Source organism: Roseateles sp., assembly GCF_052436255.1.
Taxonomy (GTDB): Bacteria; Pseudomonadota; Gammaproteobacteria; order Burkholderiales; family Burkholderiaceae_C; genus Pelomonas.
Genome location: NZ_JBQVNP010000001.1, coordinates 92,734 through 108,980, shown reverse-complemented (window position 1 = coordinate 108,980; position 16,247 = coordinate 92,734). Strand labels below are relative to the sequence as shown.

The 16,247-nt window shown below is 61.6% G+C and carries 18 protein-coding genes, 1 pseudogene and 1 riboswitch; of the genes and pseudogenes, 8 read left to right on the top strand and 11 right to left on the bottom strand.

What is annotated here, in order from left to right:
* Positions 1-113: 113 nt before the first annotated feature.
* The 3 genes from czcI to ACT6S0_RS00370 all read right to left on the bottom strand — a co-directional run bounded on the left by czcI (position 114) and on the right by ACT6S0_RS00370 (position 1,757).
* Positions 114-500 carry a cation efflux protein, CzcI family gene (gene czcI / locus ACT6S0_RS00380; protein WP_310333182.1) on the bottom strand — a complete coding sequence of 129 codons (387 nt, stop codon included), beginning with the start codon at positions 498-500 and terminating at the stop codon, positions 114-116.
* 152 nt (positions 501-652) lie between these two features.
* Positions 653-997 (bottom strand): CzcE family metal-binding protein, encoded by a 345-nt coding sequence (locus ACT6S0_RS00375; RefSeq protein ID WP_310333181.1) that lies wholly within the window; start codon positions 995-997, stop codon positions 653-655.
* 181 nt (positions 998-1,178) lie between these two features.
* Positions 1,179-1,757 (bottom strand): manganese efflux pump MntP, encoded by a 579-nt coding sequence (locus ACT6S0_RS00370; protein WP_310333180.1) that lies wholly within the window; start codon positions 1,755-1,757, stop codon positions 1,179-1,181.
* Positions 1,758-1,764: 7 nt separating this feature from the next.
* A riboswitch (yybP-ykoY riboswitch) is annotated at positions 1,765-1,947 on the bottom strand.
* Positions 1,948-2,207: 260 nt separating this feature from the next.
* Here ACT6S0_RS00370 and ACT6S0_RS00365 point away from each other — a divergent pair.
* The 4 genes from ACT6S0_RS00365 to ACT6S0_RS00350 all read left to right on the top strand — a co-directional run bounded on the left by ACT6S0_RS00365 (position 2,208) and on the right by ACT6S0_RS00350 (position 4,150).
* Entirely contained in the window at positions 2,208-3,020 is an 813-nt protein-coding gene (locus tag ACT6S0_RS00365) for a MipA/OmpV family protein (protein ID WP_444761963.1), read from the top strand.
* A 53-nt stretch (positions 3,021-3,073) separates the two neighbouring features.
* Positions 3,074-3,208: a hypothetical protein gene (locus ACT6S0_RS00360; protein WP_444761962.1), complete on the top strand. Its 135-nt coding sequence runs from the start codon at positions 3,074-3,076 to the stop codon at positions 3,206-3,208.
* A 166-nt stretch (positions 3,209-3,374) separates the two neighbouring features.
* Positions 3,375-3,755: a hypothetical protein gene (locus ACT6S0_RS00355; RefSeq protein WP_310333177.1), complete on the top strand. Its 381-nt coding sequence runs from the start codon at positions 3,375-3,377 to the stop codon at positions 3,753-3,755.
* Entirely contained in the window at positions 3,752-4,150 is a 399-nt protein-coding gene (locus ACT6S0_RS00350) for a hypothetical protein (RefSeq protein ID WP_310333176.1), read from the top strand. The genes ACT6S0_RS00355 and ACT6S0_RS00350 overlap by 4 nt, the downstream gene beginning before the upstream one ends.
* Positions 4,151-4,200: 50 nt before the next feature.
* On the opposite strand, the gene ACT6S0_RS00345 is transcribed toward ACT6S0_RS00350, so the two are convergent.
* Entirely contained in the window at positions 4,201-4,593 is a 393-nt protein-coding gene (locus tag ACT6S0_RS00345) for a diacylglycerol kinase (RefSeq protein WP_310333175.1), read from the bottom strand.
* A 190-nt stretch (positions 4,594-4,783) separates the two neighbouring features.
* Between ACT6S0_RS00345 and ACT6S0_RS00340 the strand changes: the two genes are divergently transcribed.
* Entirely contained in the window at positions 4,784-5,443 is a 660-nt protein-coding gene (locus ACT6S0_RS00340; RefSeq protein WP_310333174.1) for a response regulator, read from the top strand.
* Positions 5,443-6,789: a sensor histidine kinase gene (locus ACT6S0_RS00335; protein WP_310333173.1), complete on the top strand. Its 1,347-nt coding sequence runs from the start codon at positions 5,443-5,445 to the stop codon at positions 6,787-6,789. Before ACT6S0_RS00340 ends, ACT6S0_RS00335 begins: the two co-directional genes overlap by 1 nt.
* A gap of 91 nt (positions 6,790-6,880) precedes the next feature.
* On the opposite strand, the gene ACT6S0_RS00330 is transcribed toward ACT6S0_RS00335, so the two are convergent.
* On the bottom strand, positions 6,881-7,252 hold the full coding sequence (locus ACT6S0_RS00330; RefSeq protein ID WP_310333172.1) for a DUF3703 domain-containing protein: 372 nt from the start codon (positions 7,250-7,252) through the stop codon (positions 6,881-6,883).
* Between the two features lie 14 nt (positions 7,253-7,266).
* On the bottom strand, positions 7,267-8,169 hold the full coding sequence (locus tag ACT6S0_RS00325) for a sterol desaturase family protein (RefSeq protein WP_310333171.1): 903 nt from the start codon (positions 8,167-8,169) through the stop codon (positions 7,267-7,269).
* Between the two features lie 602 nt (positions 8,170-8,771).
* Between ACT6S0_RS00325 and ACT6S0_RS00320 the strand changes: the two genes are divergently transcribed.
* Entirely contained in the window at positions 8,772-9,293 is a 522-nt protein-coding gene (locus ACT6S0_RS00320; protein WP_310333170.1) for a helix-turn-helix transcriptional regulator, read from the top strand.
* A 178-nt stretch (positions 9,294-9,471) separates the two neighbouring features.
* Here the strand turns inward: ACT6S0_RS00320 and ACT6S0_RS00315 are convergent, their stop codons facing one another.
* Together ACT6S0_RS00315 and ACT6S0_RS00310 are read right to left on the bottom strand one after the other, a co-directional pair.
* Complete coding sequence (locus ACT6S0_RS00315) at positions 9,472-11,151, bottom strand: phosphoethanolamine transferase (RefSeq protein ID WP_310333169.1); 1,680 nt, start codon at positions 11,149-11,151, stop codon at positions 9,472-9,474.
* On the bottom strand, positions 11,148-11,615 hold the full coding sequence (locus ACT6S0_RS00310) for a phosphatase PAP2 family protein (RefSeq protein ID WP_310333214.1): 468 nt from the start codon (positions 11,613-11,615) through the stop codon (positions 11,148-11,150). Before ACT6S0_RS00310 ends, ACT6S0_RS00315 begins: the two co-directional genes overlap by 4 nt.
* 611 nt (positions 11,616-12,226) lie before the next feature.
* Between ACT6S0_RS00310 and ACT6S0_RS00305 the strand changes: the two genes are divergently transcribed.
* Positions 12,227-12,625 carry a YkvA family protein gene (locus tag ACT6S0_RS00305; RefSeq protein WP_310333168.1) on the top strand — a complete coding sequence of 133 codons (399 nt, stop codon included), beginning with the start codon at positions 12,227-12,229 and terminating at the stop codon, positions 12,623-12,625.
* An 11-nt stretch (positions 12,626-12,636) separates the two neighbouring features.
* Here ACT6S0_RS00305 and ACT6S0_RS00300 read toward each other — a convergent pair.
* The 3 genes and pseudogenes from ACT6S0_RS00300 to ACT6S0_RS00290 all read right to left on the bottom strand — a co-directional run.
* A pseudogene (locus tag ACT6S0_RS00300) lies at positions 12,637-12,752 on the bottom strand (transposase domain-containing protein); the annotation flags it as partial.
* A 49-nt stretch (positions 12,753-12,801) separates the two neighbouring features.
* Positions 12,802-14,316 (bottom strand): tyrosine-type recombinase/integrase, encoded by a 1,515-nt coding sequence (locus ACT6S0_RS00295; protein ID WP_310333167.1) that lies wholly within the window; start codon positions 14,314-14,316, stop codon positions 12,802-12,804.
* Between the two features lie 516 nt (positions 14,317-14,832).
* Positions 14,833-16,203, bottom strand: coding sequence for a DUF6880 family protein (locus ACT6S0_RS00290; protein ID WP_444761961.1), 1,371 nt, complete (start codon positions 16,201-16,203; stop codon positions 14,833-14,835).
* Between the last annotated feature and the right edge of the window lie 44 nt (positions 16,204-16,247).

The following is a 16,247-nucleotide window of genomic DNA, read 5'->3' as shown; positions in this document are numbered from 1 at the left end:
GTTCTGCGCATCGAAAACTCCGGGGTTGTAGGAACAACGCGAGGGTTTCGGCGAGAGCAGTGTTGCGGTCAGGGCCGCATCAAAGAAGTAAGGATGGATCTGCGCTCGCCGAATCAGGCGACGCGCCAGTTGGGGCGTTCAAGGAGATCAGGTCCGCGTGAGCGGAACGCCTGTTCTGACGCAGAGTCTGGCTGGGACACGGAACTCTTGTCGAACTGGAACGCAACCGGGACCATCGGCTTGGCGAAGCTCAGATGGCAGAAACTGCAGTCGTTGTCACCAACCAGCTTCATGCCCTTGGCGGGAGACTGGTCGCTTGACTTCTCGCCTGCGCCGGACAGCTTGCCCCCACCGTGCGAACTCGCAGCGTGATCATGGGCGTGGTGTCCGAAGTGCGCTATCCCGGCCACTTCCTCGTGCTGGCAATAGGCTGCCGCAGCCGACCAGGCAAACTGGACGGGCAGGACGAACAGCAACAGGATGGTCAACCAGCGACGCATGAGGCGATTGTGTCTTGGATATGGGGAGCGCGGTGAACTGGCCTTGGCCTAACTAGTGAATTCGTTTGCAGCGGGCCGCAGCGCTGCCTTACGTGAAGCTGTTCGCCACCAGACCCGTGGCCGCAAGGGCCGCGGATCTTGATGCCGATGCATCAGTTGCTCTCAGCATCGGTGCGAGAGATGTAGACCTTGAGCGGCTTGTCGGTAAAGCCCGCAGGTGCGATGGCGCGCAGATCGACGGGGCGATGAGCAGCCGAGCTGAACTTCCAGGTGAAGCTCTTGCCAGCCTTCTGGAACGTGACAACGTCCCCACAGTTCACGTTGATGGACTTGCCAGCATCCACGTTCACGATACGCCCGTCCTGCGTAGCAGCAACAGGCTCGCCGTGAACCGACTTGCCGTTCATGAAGGTGTCGTTGGTCATCGACGCCGCTTGGGCTGCTCCGACGGCGAAGAGCAGGCTGGCGACGAAGGCGGAAGCAGAGATGCGGGTCATAGGTACTCCTTGGTGGTGGACGGGTCGCTCGATCGAGCTGCCTACAACGTTCACCATGGTCGTCACTGTAGAAATCCGTCCCCGACGGCATGCCTGCTTGACCCATTACAAATCTGTCATGTTGGCCCTCAGCCCATCCTCCGACTGGCGCCGCCAGGAGCATGCGAAGTTGGATGCACGCTCAGGCAGCGGTGAGATGCTCGAAAAGGATGGCGGCGCCGACGGCTGCCAGGACGATGCCTCCGACGATCTCTGCCCGCTTGCCAACCACGGCTCCCATGACACGCCCCAACATCACACCCAGGGTGACCATCACGAATGTTGCGAAGCCGATGGCGGCGGCCACATACGCAATGTTGACGTCGATGAAGGCCAGACCGACCCCCACCGCCATCGCATCAATGCTGGTTGCGAATCCGGTCAATGCCAAACGGGCAAAACTGTGACGGCTCGGTTTGTCCTCGACGGCATCAACCTCGGACTGGTCCGTCTTCAACCCGTTGTAGACCATGTGCAGACCAAGAGTCCCGAGCAGGACGAACGCGATCCAGTGGTCCCACTCCTTGACGGCGTTGACCGCGGTCAGTCCGAGTAGCCAGCCGACAAGCGGTGTGATGCCCTCGATGACGCCAAAGATGGCGCCGGTACGCAGGGCCTCGGTCCAGCGAGGTTGTTTCAGCGCAGTGCCCTTGCCGATGGCCGCAGCAAAGGCATCCGTCGACATCGCCATGGCGAGTGCGGCTGTAGAGAGAGCGTTCATGAGAGTCGATCCAGGGTCGGGCAGAGATACAACGACGTGCCACCACCGCCCGACCACATACAAGTCGTGCTGGCACATCGTTGGTCTCGCCAACCAGAACTGGCTACCGGCGCCATGAACGCGAGGTTCAAGTGTGTTGACGCAGGCGCTTCCGAGCGACAGAAGCAGGCTACTCCCCAAGAGCAACAGACATTTTATCGGACGGCTCGACAAGCGCTCCCCAATCGCTGCTTGATCAGCCGTACATCCGCACGGCAGCCCGCGCGGACAACGCCCAGAAGCGGGCACAAAGGGGATAGATGACCAACGGTCAACTCGATTGACCAGGTGCTATGGGTAGATGTCGCGAAACCAATCGGCTGGGACGCGCTTCGTGCTGGTGATAGATCCCTTAAGCGGCGCTTAAGCATCCGGCTCTGACCATCGGGCATGACCTCGCTTGATCGTCCCTTGACTCGTCTGACCCCATTCGCATTTGCACTGACGTTTGCGTCCGTGTCCCATGCCGACGAAGAGCGAAAAACGTCCGAGCAGAACTATCTCGTCGGGGCCATGATGCTGTCCCAGCCCGAGTACGAGGGATCAGGGCGTCGAATCATCAAGCTTCGACCGCTTTGGGCGTACCAGTGGGGTCGATTTCGCATCAGCACCTCTCGGTCGGCCGCTGCGATGAACTTCGCATCAGATCCCCAGGGCCCAGGGGCAAGCGCCTTGCTCATCGACGGCAAGCGCGTCCGGTTCGGCGCGGCGCTTCGGCTGGACAGTGGCCGCAATTCCGGATCCTCCACCCGTTTGAACGGCCTGCCGGACATCGAGCGCACGCTGCGCGGGCGAGTGTTCGTGGGCTACCGGCTGAACGATCACTGGGACATCAGCGCCAATGTCTCGCAGGACCTGCTAGGCCGCAAGGGCGGAGCGGTGGGCAGCTTTGATATCGGTTATCACCAACGTCTCTCGCCCACCACTCAATGGTCGGCGGGCGCGGGTGTCTCAGTTGCCAACCGACAGAACATGCAGACTTACTTTGGGGTCACGCCTGCTCAGGCTGTGGCATCCAACCTGCCGACCTACATGCCTGCAAGCGGCGTGAGGGGCGCCTATGTCGGCACAGGCTTTATCACCGCGCTGACCCCACGCTGGATCCTGTTCGGCAATCTCGGCGCGTCCCGTCTGCTCGGCGATGCTGCAAAAAGCCCGTTGACGATGGACACAGGCTCTGTCTCTGCAGGTTTTGGCCTGGCCTACAGATGCTGCAAATGGTGAACCTGAAGCAACGCCAATCGCTCATTCCTTCCTCGGGTCGTCAGGAGAGTCTCATGCCCAAGCGCTCCGCGGTGCTTGCGGGGGTGTTCGTCATAGCAGCTGCACTGTGGTGGTCTGCAGCTCTGGCAGACCAGCAGGTAGTACTGCAATTCTCAACGGGCGCGCTGCCGTCCTTCGAAGTTGAGTGACATCATGCATAGACGCATTTTTCTTGCTGGCTCCATGGTCCTTGGCGCCCCCTTGGTATCTGGTTGCACGAGTCCGCCGAGAGATCTCTCAGAGAACGGCTACTGCTACCACGCCCACGGACGGCCTCGCACCCAGACAACCTGTGCACCCCTATCCATCCCATCGTTGGCTGCGGACGAGGACGCCAAGCGCTTCGCCCCGGTGCCTGGTCAGCTCGTGGTCTATGTGGTGCGGCACCGCGTCGGGGACACCGTCAACACGGTGCATGTCGGCGCCGCAGGGGATCGACTGGCGCCGACCGTGCCTGCATCGATGGTGAGGCTTGTCATGCCTCCCGGGTCTCATCGGCTGCTGTTCGATTGGAAGAAGGGGACGGGCGAGTTGAGCATCCTGGGATCGGCAGGCCAGGTGCTCTTCGTTGAACTGGTAGGTGATCTTTGGCTCTGGAGCGAGCGCTACCGTCTTGTGGTGGCTGAGCCGTCCATACGGCATCGGGCGCTGATCAGCCGTCTTGTCGCCGATCTGACGGTAGGTGCGGGCACATGATCTCCAGACATCTGACCGACGATGCATCGACTGATGAGTCCCCTGCCCTGCCAGCAGATTCAGCTGCTGCCCACCTCGAAGCGATGGCGAAAGGTATCAACGATGTCGACGTCATTGTTCAGGGGCTTCTAGACAGGATTCCGCCCTCCAAGCCATGGCAGCGTCAACTGCGGGCGCAGCTGAAGGAGGCTGATCGACACATCGAGATCCTGCGACTGGAAATCTCTCTCGGGCGCGATGGTGTTGAGATCCACGATGCTGCCCGAAAGCTGAAGCAGGTTCTTGAGGTGACAAACTTGCAGATCGTGGGCGGCAGGGCTGATGGCTGGACTCGGAACGCACTTTTGGTCGCGTATCGCAGCGCGGCTCTCGTTTGCGCCCTGTTAGCCCCGTGACGGGTAAGGGCGCGGTTAAACCAGGAGCCTGCGGTGGCGATTACAACGGATCACGCCGCGGGACAGAATTTCATCCAGAGCACCGCCCCCCAGACCAAGGCGAAGAACACCAGCGCCAGCAGGACGGCAGCACTGCCCATGTCTTTCGCTCGCTTCGACAACAGGTTGTGTTCGAACGAGATGCGGTCCACGGTTGCCTCGATTGCCGAGTTGAGCAACTCGACAATCAGCACGATCAGCAGCGCTCCGAGCATCAACACGAGTTGGACCCAGTCCATGGCGAGCCATGCGGCAACAGGCAGCAGGAGAGCACCCAGCACCACCTCCTGCCGGAACGCACTTTCGCCCTTGAAAGCGGCGACCAACCCATCCATCGAGTAGCGGAACGCGTAAACGATGCGCTCCAGGCCTGTTCGCCCTTTGTAGGGGTTGGAAGCGCTCATATGCCGCCCTCGGTGACGTCCCATTCGGGTTGGTGCGGCAGGTCGGTGCCGATATGGTCAAGACGCAGAGAGTGGTCAGGGAAGTGCATGCGCCATGGTGGCTCCCGGATGCTTAAGTGCCACTTAAGGTTGCGGCCCCGACGATGCCCCTCAGAACTTAGGATGAACCCCTTGCGGCAAGAAGATTGAGATGCGCCTGTTACTGGTCGAGGACGACGTGATGGTCGGCAAATCCCTGCAAAGAGGGCTGCTGCAAGCCGGGTTCAGCGTCGACTGGGTCCGAGATGGGCGACAGGCAGAGCTCGCCCTTGGTCACCGCCTGCATGACCTGGCGATCCTTGACCTCGGGCTGCCGCAGGTCGACGGCATGCAGCTGTTGAAGACCCTGCGTGATCGCGGTGATGGCATGCCTGTACTGATCGCTTCAGCGCGAGATACCGTGCGAGACAAGATCGCCGGGCTGGAGGCAGGCGCTGACGACTACGTGCTCAAGCCTTTTGACCTGGATGAATTGATTGCGCGCGTACGCGCCTTACTCCGTCGACATGCTGGGAGCGGATCTCCGCTCTTGCGCTGTGGTGCGCTGGTCCTTGATCCGGCCAAACGCGTTGTGAGCCTGGATGGTCATCCGATCGAACTGTCAGCCCGCGAGTTCGGGCTGCTTGAAGCGCTGATGCTGAGGCCAGGCACGGTCATCTCCAAGGAAAAGCTGGAGGAATCGCTTTATGGCTGGGGAGAAGAGATCGCAAGCAACGCGGTCGAGGTGCATGTACACAACCTCAGACGCAAGCTGGGTGCGGAGCGCATCCGCAACGTCCGGGGAGTGGGTTACCGAGTTTCGGAGGTTTGATGCGCTCCCTTGAACGTGACCTGCTCAAGTGGATCGTCGGCACCCTCGCACTGGGTACGGTGCTTCTCACCGTCGTGGCCTATCTGGTGACGCTCACCGAGATGCATGAAGTCTTCGACGACGAGCTGAAAACCATCGCCGAAGGCGTCGCCCGTATGCACCAAGCCAATCAAAGCTGGCAAAGCAGCGCAGACCTTCCCGTGCGTACTGACATTCCGGATGACTCCGAGATCGTGACGCAAAGCTGGACCATTGGCGGAAGACGCCTCTTCATTTCCGACCCACGCGTTGCGCTTCCCTTCTCTCCAATCGAAGGCCATAGCGAGCCGATGGTGCGCGGCGAGCGCTGGATCGTGCACACGGTGACGCGCGGTGGCTATGTGGCTCAAGCAGCCCAGCGCCAGTCACAACGTCAGCAGATGGCTGGGGAGTCCGCCGTGCAGATTTCCACGCTGATGGTCGCCCTCGTAGCTGGCGTCGGCGCTCTGCTGATCTTCAGCTTGCGTCGCGGGCTTGCGCCGTTGGACGTCGCGGCTCTCGACATCGCAACCCGAAGCGCGGGCGCGTTGTCACCGATCAGGGTTGGCAATACACCCAAGGAGTTGATGCCGGTCATCGAATCAACCAACGAGCTGCTGAGACGGCTGGGCGAGGCATTCTCAGCACAGCGAAGATTCCTCGCCGACGCTGCGCACGAGCTTCGCACGCCGATCACCGCACTGCGCCTGCAGCTGCAGATCTTGCAGCGCAGCCCGGATGAAACGTCAAGGCAGGCTGCGCTGGAGGATCTGGAGGCAGGGATCGACCGCTCACAGCACCTCGTCGAGCAACTCCTACAGGTCGCTCGCAGCGAACCTGACGTCGAGATGCTGCACTCAGAGCCCGTTGACTTGGCAGCGCTCGCGCGAAATGTGGCCAGTGCCTTCACCACCCAGGCAGATTCGCGTGATGTCGACCTGGGTGTCCGTGTGCTTGAGCCAGCCGTAGTTGAAGGCGATCTACCGCAACTCACGGTGCTGCTGAACAACCTCGTTGACAACGCGCTACGGTATGCGCCCGGTGCAGCGGTTGACATCGAGGTTGCCCTGGAGGCGGAGCAGCCCGTACTTCGAGTGGTCGATCACGGGCCGGGCATCCCGGAGGCGGAACGCGGCCGCGTCTTTGATCGCTTCTTCCGTGGCGTGGCAGGAGGAGCCTACCCGGGCGGTAGCGGACTCGGATTGGCGATCGTCCGAGCGATTGCAGACCGGCACGGCGCGATGGTGGAAATTGATGCGGGCGACGCCGGTCGCGGACTGTCTGTCCGCGTTGTTTTCCCAGCCACGACCAGTGCTGCGTCGGCATAGCGTGCGATCTCGCATGTCCCGGGGCCCCTTTTGCAAGATTCGATGGAGGACGCCCCGGGGCGCGAAGCGACAGCAGCGCAAGGCACGAAGATCAACGTCCCGCGGCCTGCTTCGCCCTATCAATGATCTTTGCCAGATCGACGGGGATCGGCAGCGGCTTGATGGGGCTGACATTCGACCCACCCGTGTTGCCCGTTGGGACTAGGCCAAAGGGCGTCTTGGTTGCAGCGCCAACGATGCGAAGCAACTGCCCGACCGTTTCCCGTGCGCGATGGTTTCGCACTGCCCAAGCCAGCATGTGTAGATGGACACGCACATGTTGGTAGGTCGATGCCTGTCCCATGACATGGGCTCGCTCGAGGTGTCGGAAGCCACCAGCTGCCTCATCCTTGGGCAACGCAGCCCATGCCTTGTGCAGTTCGGCATCCACGTGGGGATCTATCGTTTGGCGGAAGGAAGGCATTCGAGTTCTCCTGTTCATATGTTGGTCCGGAACGGGTAAACGATCTGTTGACCGTAGCCATGTGGGACAGGATCGCCTTCGATACCAATGGGGCCAAGCGGTGCACTTGGCTGGTAAAAGGTGCCAAAGACGTGGTCCCATATCAACCAGAACTCGCCGAAGTTCACCTGCGCGTCCTCGAAGCGCTCTCGGTGATGCCAGCGGTGCAGCTCGGCAACGCCTAGCAGGTAGCGAAATGGTCCAAGCCGGTAGTCCAGGTTGGCATGCTGGAAGGCCAGATGCACGGCCAGGATGGCGAACCATCCGCCTACAACCTCTGCGGGCGTTCCGAGCACTCCGAGCACCAGCAGTCCCGGGCTTGCCATTAGCGCGGCATGCAGCGGATGACGACGTTCGCCATTGAGCCAGTAGAGCCGCCGGGATGAGTGGTGAATGCTGTGGAACCGCCAAAGAATGCCGTGGCGATGGCTCAGGCGATGCACGGCATACAGCGACAGGTCCAGCGGCAGCCCGGCCAAGAAAACCTCAGCAAGGTAGGGCCAGTCTCCAGGCCATCCCAACCCCTCATAGCCAGTCAGGTCGCGCATTAGCGCGAAGCCGAGCACCGCTGCGTGCATCACAGCCAGGTTGACGACAGCGTGCGCGACGTCGGCCGGAAAGTCCAGATCCGCGGCCTGCCACCGAGACTCAAATGGAAACCGGCGCTCAAGCAGGGCCACGACCAGCAGCCCGCTGGCGACAAGTGCGGCGAGCCAAGCAAATGCAAAGCCTCTCTCAGGCGTTGCCGCTACACCGAGGAGCATCAGGGCCATGACCCCGGGGTACGAGCCGTACCGTACAAGAGAACTCACTTTCATTGCTATTTCCTCAACAAGCAGCGCCAGTGTTGCCATCCGGCTCAGGGCGCGCTTGAACAAACCAGCTACGCCCGCTTGACTCTTCGCCCGCAACAGCGCCTTCCGTGGCGGCAACTGAACTCGCGCGACGACGCGATAGCAGCGTCCCGGAAGAGCGACGGTGAGCAAGAGCTTGATAAGACCGATCAGGAAGACCGCCGTACTCCGCTGCTGGTCCCTTGATCTGCGTACGCTGGACGCCTCGCTGACGCGTGCGTGTACGGCGCGAGTCCATCGCTACTTGACTCCGTACCCCCTTCAGGGTGTGCAATGACGGCGATCTAAGACTATGGAGAAAACGATGAAGATCGGAGGCCGGCTTCCGGCAAAGATGCCGGAAACGCACGCGGCTGCTTGCCCATCTGTTTATCGGCTTGCGTTACGGGCAGCGCATGGTTGAGGCAACAGTTCCGGACCGGCCTCAGCTCACCGTCGGCCGCGGTTGGGCCGTCTACGTAGGCCCGGTCGAAACGGGACGCCCACACCGACATCAGGCTGCCCAACTTGCCTGGTGTTCAGCGGGCACCTTGACTGTCGAAGGATCCTGGGGAGTGCTAGACAGCCCCGGACATTTCCTCTCCGCCCGCGTCCCACATCGCCTAGTGGCCACCCATCCAGTTCGCATGGTCTTCCTGGACCCTGCGATGGTCGGCGGAGTGCCGACACCAATCGCTGAGCCGGTCTCGATGCTGGTCTCGCAGGCTGATCTCCTGGAACGAGCGTTGGCGCGGTGGCTGGAAGGTCAGGGGGCGTCTCGCAATCGTGGCCCCAACGATGAACGCCTGGCAACCATCCTCCGATGGCTGGAGCCGGCACTCGACACGTCGGTACGCGTCGAAGACGCCGCGCAGGCTGTCGGACTGTCGGCATCCCGTTTCATGCATTGGTTCGCCGAGGTGTCCGGCTTGCCGTTTCGTGCCTATGTGCGCTGGCTGCGACTGCAGCGTGCCGTGCGCACCCTCGCCGATGGGTCCACGCTCACCGAAGCGGCCCATTGGGCAGGTTTTTCCGACAGCGCTCACCTGACTCGCACGTTTGTCGCAACGTTCGGCGTGCGACCGGCATCTCTGCGAGGTGTGCGCGTAGTTTCCGCAGACGATGCCGAGCCGCCGCCCGCGTTGTTCGACAGGCTCTGGACTGTCTGAGGCCCTGCGGGACCTCTCGCCGGGCTCGACCGCATCCCGATATGCCGCTGCGTTTCTGAAACTGCCTGCCGACGAACTCATCAACAAGCTGTTTGGTTGTGAGCTTGTCGACTGGCCAAAAGACGGGCTTTCGGCACGCAATCCAGGACCAAAATCACATCTGTCGGTCGGTTAGCCTCTACCGACAGTTGGACAGGATATCTAGCTCTGGACGGTACACGTCCGCGCGAGCACCCATCCAGCCCATCACTGTGTGGAAGAGGTTGTCATGTGACGCTGGCTTGTCGCGCAAGCCTGCCAGGCAACCCGGCATGAGCTTTTGGGCACCGCCATCTGCGTTTGGACGCCAGACAATCATCGGCACATGCGTTTGCTCCCTCGGTGCCATGGCGTATGGCATCCCATGAAGGTACAGGCCGTTCTCCCCCAAGGACTCGCCATGATCCGAGATGTACAGCATGCCAGGTTCGAACCGAGTCGACATAGTCTGTAGCCAGGAGATTGACCGAGCCAACAGACGGTCTGTCGTCGCAATCGTGTTGTCATACCCGTTGACGACTTGTTGCCGCTCGCACTGCTGCAGCGCGTTGCTCATGCACTCGGGCTGAAACAGTTCCAGGTCCGGCGGCGAGCGCTTGAAGTAGGCTGGTCCATGACTGCCCATCTGGTGCATGACGAGTACCAGGCCCCGCTCGAGCCGGGCCGGCTCCAGTTGTGCCACGCGCCTATCCAGCTCATGCAGCATCGCCTCGTCATAGCACTCCGCATGGCCAAGCTCGTCCTTGCGACACAGCGCCGCAGGCAGTGGCATCGCGCCTTCGGGGAGATTGGCCGTGGTGCTGTTGGGAACCCGGTCGCACAGTCCTTTGCAGCCACTCTGGTTGTCCAACCACAGCACGGCTAAACCAGCGCGGTAGAGGACATCCAACAGGTTCTCCTGTGTACCCTTCAAGTCCACGAAATCCGAGCGCCCCAACGGCGAGAACATGCACGGCAGCGAGGCGGCTGTGGCGGTGCCGCACGACGTCACGTCGCGAAAGCTGACCACGGGCAGCTTGGACAGTTCCGGATTCGTCAGGCGCTCGTAGCCGTTGAGGCTGAAGTTCATGGAGCGCGCCGTCTCCCCCACCACCAGCAGCAACAGCGGGGGCTTGGTACCAGCAGGTCGAGGCAATAGACGAGCATCGGCACCGATGACGACCGGGGGACCACTTGGCGCTGCTTGACTGCGGATCGCTGCCGCACTCAAGGAGTACACCGCGTTGAGGGGTGTCACCATGTATCGCAGCGCCTTGTGGTTGCGCATGGTGGACGACAGATCGGCGAACACCGCAAGTGCTAGCCCGACCACCACGATCACCCCAACGACAAAGCTGGCCATGTTTCCGGCCACCCGCCGAACGATGTGCTGCGCAGGCGCTCGAGGTTGAATCAGCAGCCAAACGGCTGGCGTCACACCCACCAAAAGAATCGTCAGCAAGAGGCGGAGGCTCAGCAAGTCACGCGTCTCCCGCGCATCCGTCTGAACCATGTTCACGACCATCGTTGGGTCGAACACGATGCCATAGCTGTCGATGAAATAGGCCAGCGCCGCCGACGCCACGAGCAAGAGAGTCAAAACCCCTTTGATGAGTCGTGGCCACGCCAGCAAACTGACAACCGTCCCGGTCGCAGCTGTCACCATGCCAGCAAACGCGACGATGAACACGAGGCCGCGCCAACCGCCGAGCTCTGGCAGCGTGGTCAGCTGCTTCCAAAGCGGCCAGTTCGCCACCAGCCCCATCCACAGAGAGCACATCCACACCTGGGTGAGAGGCCGTGCTGGATCGGGATAGAACCATCCGACGGCACGCTTCACGACCGCCCTCCATCGAGGCTCACTTGATTCCCGATCAACGGCCACTCACGCCAGGGCTGCAGGCCATACCAACTCAGCAGGCTGACGGCCCAACAGATCCACGCGGTCCACAGGGAATGGCTGAGGAAGTGCGCCCCTCGCATCATCTGAACCCACCCAAGCACAGCGCCGCAGATGAGCACGACCACGAGGAAGAAGCGAGCGACGCGAGGGGCATGGTCGCGAAGCGCAAACCAGCCCGGAATGAATGCAAATGCTGTCGACGCGTGACCGGACGGAAAACACCCCCCCGGCCCGCCGTCAGGGAGCCCTAGGAGCCAGTGCGGCACGTAGCGCGCGAAGTCGCCTCCAAACTGAATGAGAGACCATGGGCAGCTGGTGGAGCTCGCACGTTTCAGAACTGGAATCAAGGCCACGCAAGCCAACGTCGTGCCTATCCACCAAAGTCGACTGCGCCTTGGCATGGCGAGCACAAGCATCCTTGGCCGCCACAGGCTGACGATCAACCACGCATAAATTGCCCAACCGACAACCCGAACGCCATCGTGAAGCACCTTGGCAGTTAACCAGTGGTCCCTCCATTCGAAGCCCGCAGGGGTACCGTATAGGTGAGCCAGCGGCAGGTCCAATCGAGACCATTCCCACAAAGCGAGCAGAGCGAGACCGCAGAACAGGACAAGCAAGTCCTGCCGAACGCGGTCGCCACGGCCTTCCGTGGGTGTCCACGCTGGATTGGAGGCAGCGGCTGATATCTCGCGCGAGCGCGGATTGATGGAGTGAGGAGCGAACACGTGATGCGCCGATGAAGAACGGCGCGCAGTGTTCAAAAACGACGCTTAAGGAACGCTTAAGCGCCTCGCCCGGGAGCCCCTCTTCCCAGTCCTTCCTGATTGCTCCGGCCTCGGCGAGAAAGCCGTCGCCGCACATGGCAACTGGCCCATGACCAGTGAAACACCACGCACCGCCATAAGCGTCCAGCGATGGCATCTTGACGGGACAGACTTCCCGTAAGCGCAGACTCGTCACTTCCTGCCAAGTGCGAGGTCAGACACCAGACCCTGGCATGCTGCGGCCCATGAGCATCAGCAGCAGCTTGAGGTCATGGGCCAAGCGGCTTAAACGCGATGGCGTCACTCTTTGGTTCGCAGGAAGAAACCCGCGCACTCCGTGGTACGCCAAGGCCCTCGGGGTGTTTGTCGTGGCGTACGCGCTGAGCCCAATCGACCTCATCCCAGACTTCATTCCGGTGCTCGGCTATGTCGATGACGTTTTGCTTCTGCCCGGCCTGATTTGGGTGGCCATCAAGCTGCTACCGGCGGAGGTATTGGCGGAAAGCCGCAGCAAGGCAGATGAGTGGATGGCATCGAGAGGCGCCAAGCCGACCAGTAAGGCCGGTGCAGCCCTCATCGTGTTGCTTTGGCTGTTGGCGTGCTGGGGCGCTTGGTACTGGTGGCGGTCCTGGCAAACCTGCTGACGAGGTGTGCGCTAGTAATCGATAGCTGCTGACCAGCGATGCGGCAACAGTTGGCCGATCTGCTCGCCGGCTGCGTCGGCAGCCTGGCTAGCACGTCCCTGAGGTAGGCAGACGGATCGTTCCCGTTTTAGCTTGGCTGAATGCACTTCATACAGCCCTTAGGCTGTAAACGCCTTCTACGCCTGCTTGGCCTCGAGCCGAATCTGATTGAAGCCACCCAACAAGACGTCAATCCGCTCACCCAACTTCGCCCAGGCTTCGCGCTTCTCCGCTGCGTAGTCGTGATGCAGATAGGCCCTACGAACCCGGCTGCCAGCCATCACGTGGTTCTGGCATCGATCGATAAGGTCAAGTGACACGCCCAACTGCTGCATCATGGTGGCCCCCGTGCGCCGCAAGTCATGCGGTGTCCACGCCCCCGCCCTGCCCTCGGACAGAGTGAGCGAGTTGTCATGCTTGCGATGCGTCAGCGGTCCGGCCCGCTTCTTGAATTGCGTCTGACGATCGCCGATCTGCTTGGACACGCTCTTGACGCACACATGGTCTGCTGGCACTTCACCCGCCGCCGCTCGAGCCGGAAAGCAGAATGCCGTGTCGCCGGTCAACGCATGCAGCGCCTTGAACTGCCGCAGAGCGAACGGCGACAAATAGACCTTCCAGCTGACGCGTGTCTTGGTGTTCTCGGCAGGAACAAACCACTCACCGCCGGTAAGGTTCACGTGCTCCCAGCGAGCCATCAAGAGTTCCCCGATACGGCAGAGGGTGCTCAGGCAAATCCACAGCGCTAGCTGCGTTTCTTTCTTCAGCGGGCGGTCAACGCCGTACTTCGTTCCGGCAGGTGCTGCGGCGTAGGCGGCCTCCATGTCGGTCAACTTGACTTGCAGCTCGCGCAGCTCATCGGCAGACAACACACGGTCACGCTCTGCGTCAGGGTCGCACCCATGTGGCAGCAGCTTGGCCAGTTCGACCAACTTGGTGGGGTTACCCTCGACCATGAGCGCGCGCCAGGGCTTCCGCGCCTCTGCCCACGCGAATAGTTGCACCAGGTCGGCATAGACCCGCGAGGCCATCCGGTAGGTGCCGCGATCGATCACGGCACGCAGTACGGCTCGGATGTCGCCCTCTTCCACCGCACGTACAGGTTTCGCTCCGATGAGCGGCAGCACGTCCTTCTCGAAGCTGCGCTGCAATTCCGCGTTGTCATCCGCACGCTTCACGCCGTCACGCAGCCACGCTTCGAGCATCGCGCGAAGGGGAAGGTCCTCGGCCTGCTGGCGAGCAGCCTCAGCGAGGGTGGCCTCAATAGTGGCCTGGGCTTCAATCTTTGCGGCGCGCTTGGCATCGCTCGGACTAGCTCCAGACCTGACTAGCGCTCTGGCGCGGTCACGTTCTGCGCGAATGGCTGAGAGAGCGACGTCGGGCCAGGTTCCACAGTAGTGCTTCTCTCCCGCTCCGCGCCACTTGTAGCCGTACTTGAAGTTGATGCTGACCCTGCCTTCTGAGGCGACCCGCACCTCGCCCGTCAGCCCTTCGCCATCCGCAATGTAGTCACCCCTCCAGCTTGAAGGGATCGCCTTCAAGCCAAGCTCCGTCCAGCGGCTTCCTTTGCCTTGCTTCGGATATCGAGTCGTCGCCATCAACTTCTCCAGGGGGATACCCAGGGGGATACCGGACGTGGGATCTACCGGCATCTTGTGGCACTCAGTGGGACGATGCCAAAACCGCCGTATTGCCACGCAATACGTTGATTTTAAACGATTATTTCCAAAAAATCAGCGGACAGCCTAGCGTCACTCAAATCACAAAGATGATCAATTACTTCGATGGGGTGCAAGGGGTAGCGAGTTCGAATCCCGCCGTCCCGACCAAAAATAAAAAGAGAAATCAAGGACTTAGAAGCGAAAGCCTCTAAGTCCTTTTTCCATTGCGGCGGCCTTTTTCTCCCAGGGTTAAACAGAGAGGTAAACCGGAAGTGGGCTCACACGGGATTCCTTTGGACTTTGTGAGCGGTCGATTTGCGGTTCACCCCGGCCGACCTCGAACTCTTGCGACACGAGGACGCGGGTCATTCCAGCAAGGTCCGCCGCGACCATGAATCTCAAGCCGGAGACCGTGGACTGCAGGTTCCAACGCGTCAGCGCCAAGCTCAAGGCTGCGGACCGGCGCACGGCGACGCGTATTGCCAAGCTCTATGGGCTGAGCTGAACTCAGGCCTTGTTCAGCAATGACCAGAACGCCGTCTTGCGTGCGTGCTTGCTGCGCAGCTGGGCCACGAAGTCTTCGTGCGACGGCAGAGGCGCGAGGTCGGTGGCGGACATCAACGCCAGCCGCTCCAGGTAGCGGGCTGCGTGACCATAGGCTCGCGCATTGGCACGATCCAGGATGTTGAGCATCAGGGCTCGATAGATGGCCGTCGCTCCCTTGCTGCGTCCACCTGCGGCCAGCGTCTTCGCGAGCGTCGGCAACATGAAGTAGTCGGCGCCGTCAATGGCCGCGGCCTTGTCGACCAGAACAGCCTCGGCGTCGGCATCACGATGAAGCTCGATCAAAAGCTGTGCGGCCAACGCCGGATTCGGCAGCGACAAGGCCACGTTTCCTGCGCGTTCCATCGCCGCGGCTTGCTGCGCCGGCGGCAAGGCATCGAGCCACTGATGCAAGGCATCGACCGATGGGGACCGCTCGAAGAGTTCCTGCCGAAGCGGATGGCTGAGTTCGGTGTTGCCAAGTTGGCTGTGGGCTTGCGCCAAGAGCCGCTGACGGCGGTCGTCCAGGTTGCCCCAATCGCCCTGCAGCCACTTCATCGCGTCCTCTGCGCGATCCGCTTTCAGGTAGCCCTGCGCGATCGTCTCTTTCTGCATTGCATTCGGCTCCGGCCGATAGCTCAGGATGGCGCGCGCCTTGACGTCCGGATCCTTGAGCGCATCGCCGATGAGGGACAGAGAGGCAGACACGTTGATGACCTCGTAGGGCACTTGGCCTGCCCCTCGGTGCCTGGCGACCAGCACCGCCATCTTGGCCTCCAGCTCCGCCACCATCTCGCGCATGGCCGGCTCGGACAGCAGCAGATGGGCTTCCCGGAACAGGCCTTCCCGTGCGCCGTAGGCATCGGCGGTCGCCAGCTTCAGCAGACGGTCACGCAGTGCGGCCTGGGGCGCCTCGCACTGAGCAGACGTTTCCAGCCAATACCGGCAGGCCGTGCGGACTGCACCACCAATATGGCCGCCCGAGTCGTCAGCGTTCTCGAAGAAGACGGCGTCGGTCTCGATGAATGTTTCGAACAGATCCAGGGCCAAGGCAGGATCCTTCGGCGCAAGTTCCCGGGCGACCTGGTCCAGCCAAAGCTCAAGCTTGGCCGCAAAGGCACCGACGGTCTTGTAGTCGTGGTACTTCTGCGAGCGGCGCCAGCCAGCCAGTGCCTTCTTGAACATGGCCGCCAGCTTGCTGGGGCTGTCGGAGAGTTGCAGACGCTGCAGGCGCTTGTCCACGTCTGGGTGGTCTTTCGCGAGCTCGACGAGGAGGTCCGCGAGGGCAGCTGGGGGCTGGCGAAGCAAGAAGGCGTGGAGATCTTCGGTGGGCATGCCGTCAGGCTACCGGAAGTCGAGACCAGGCTGGTTGCGCTTCG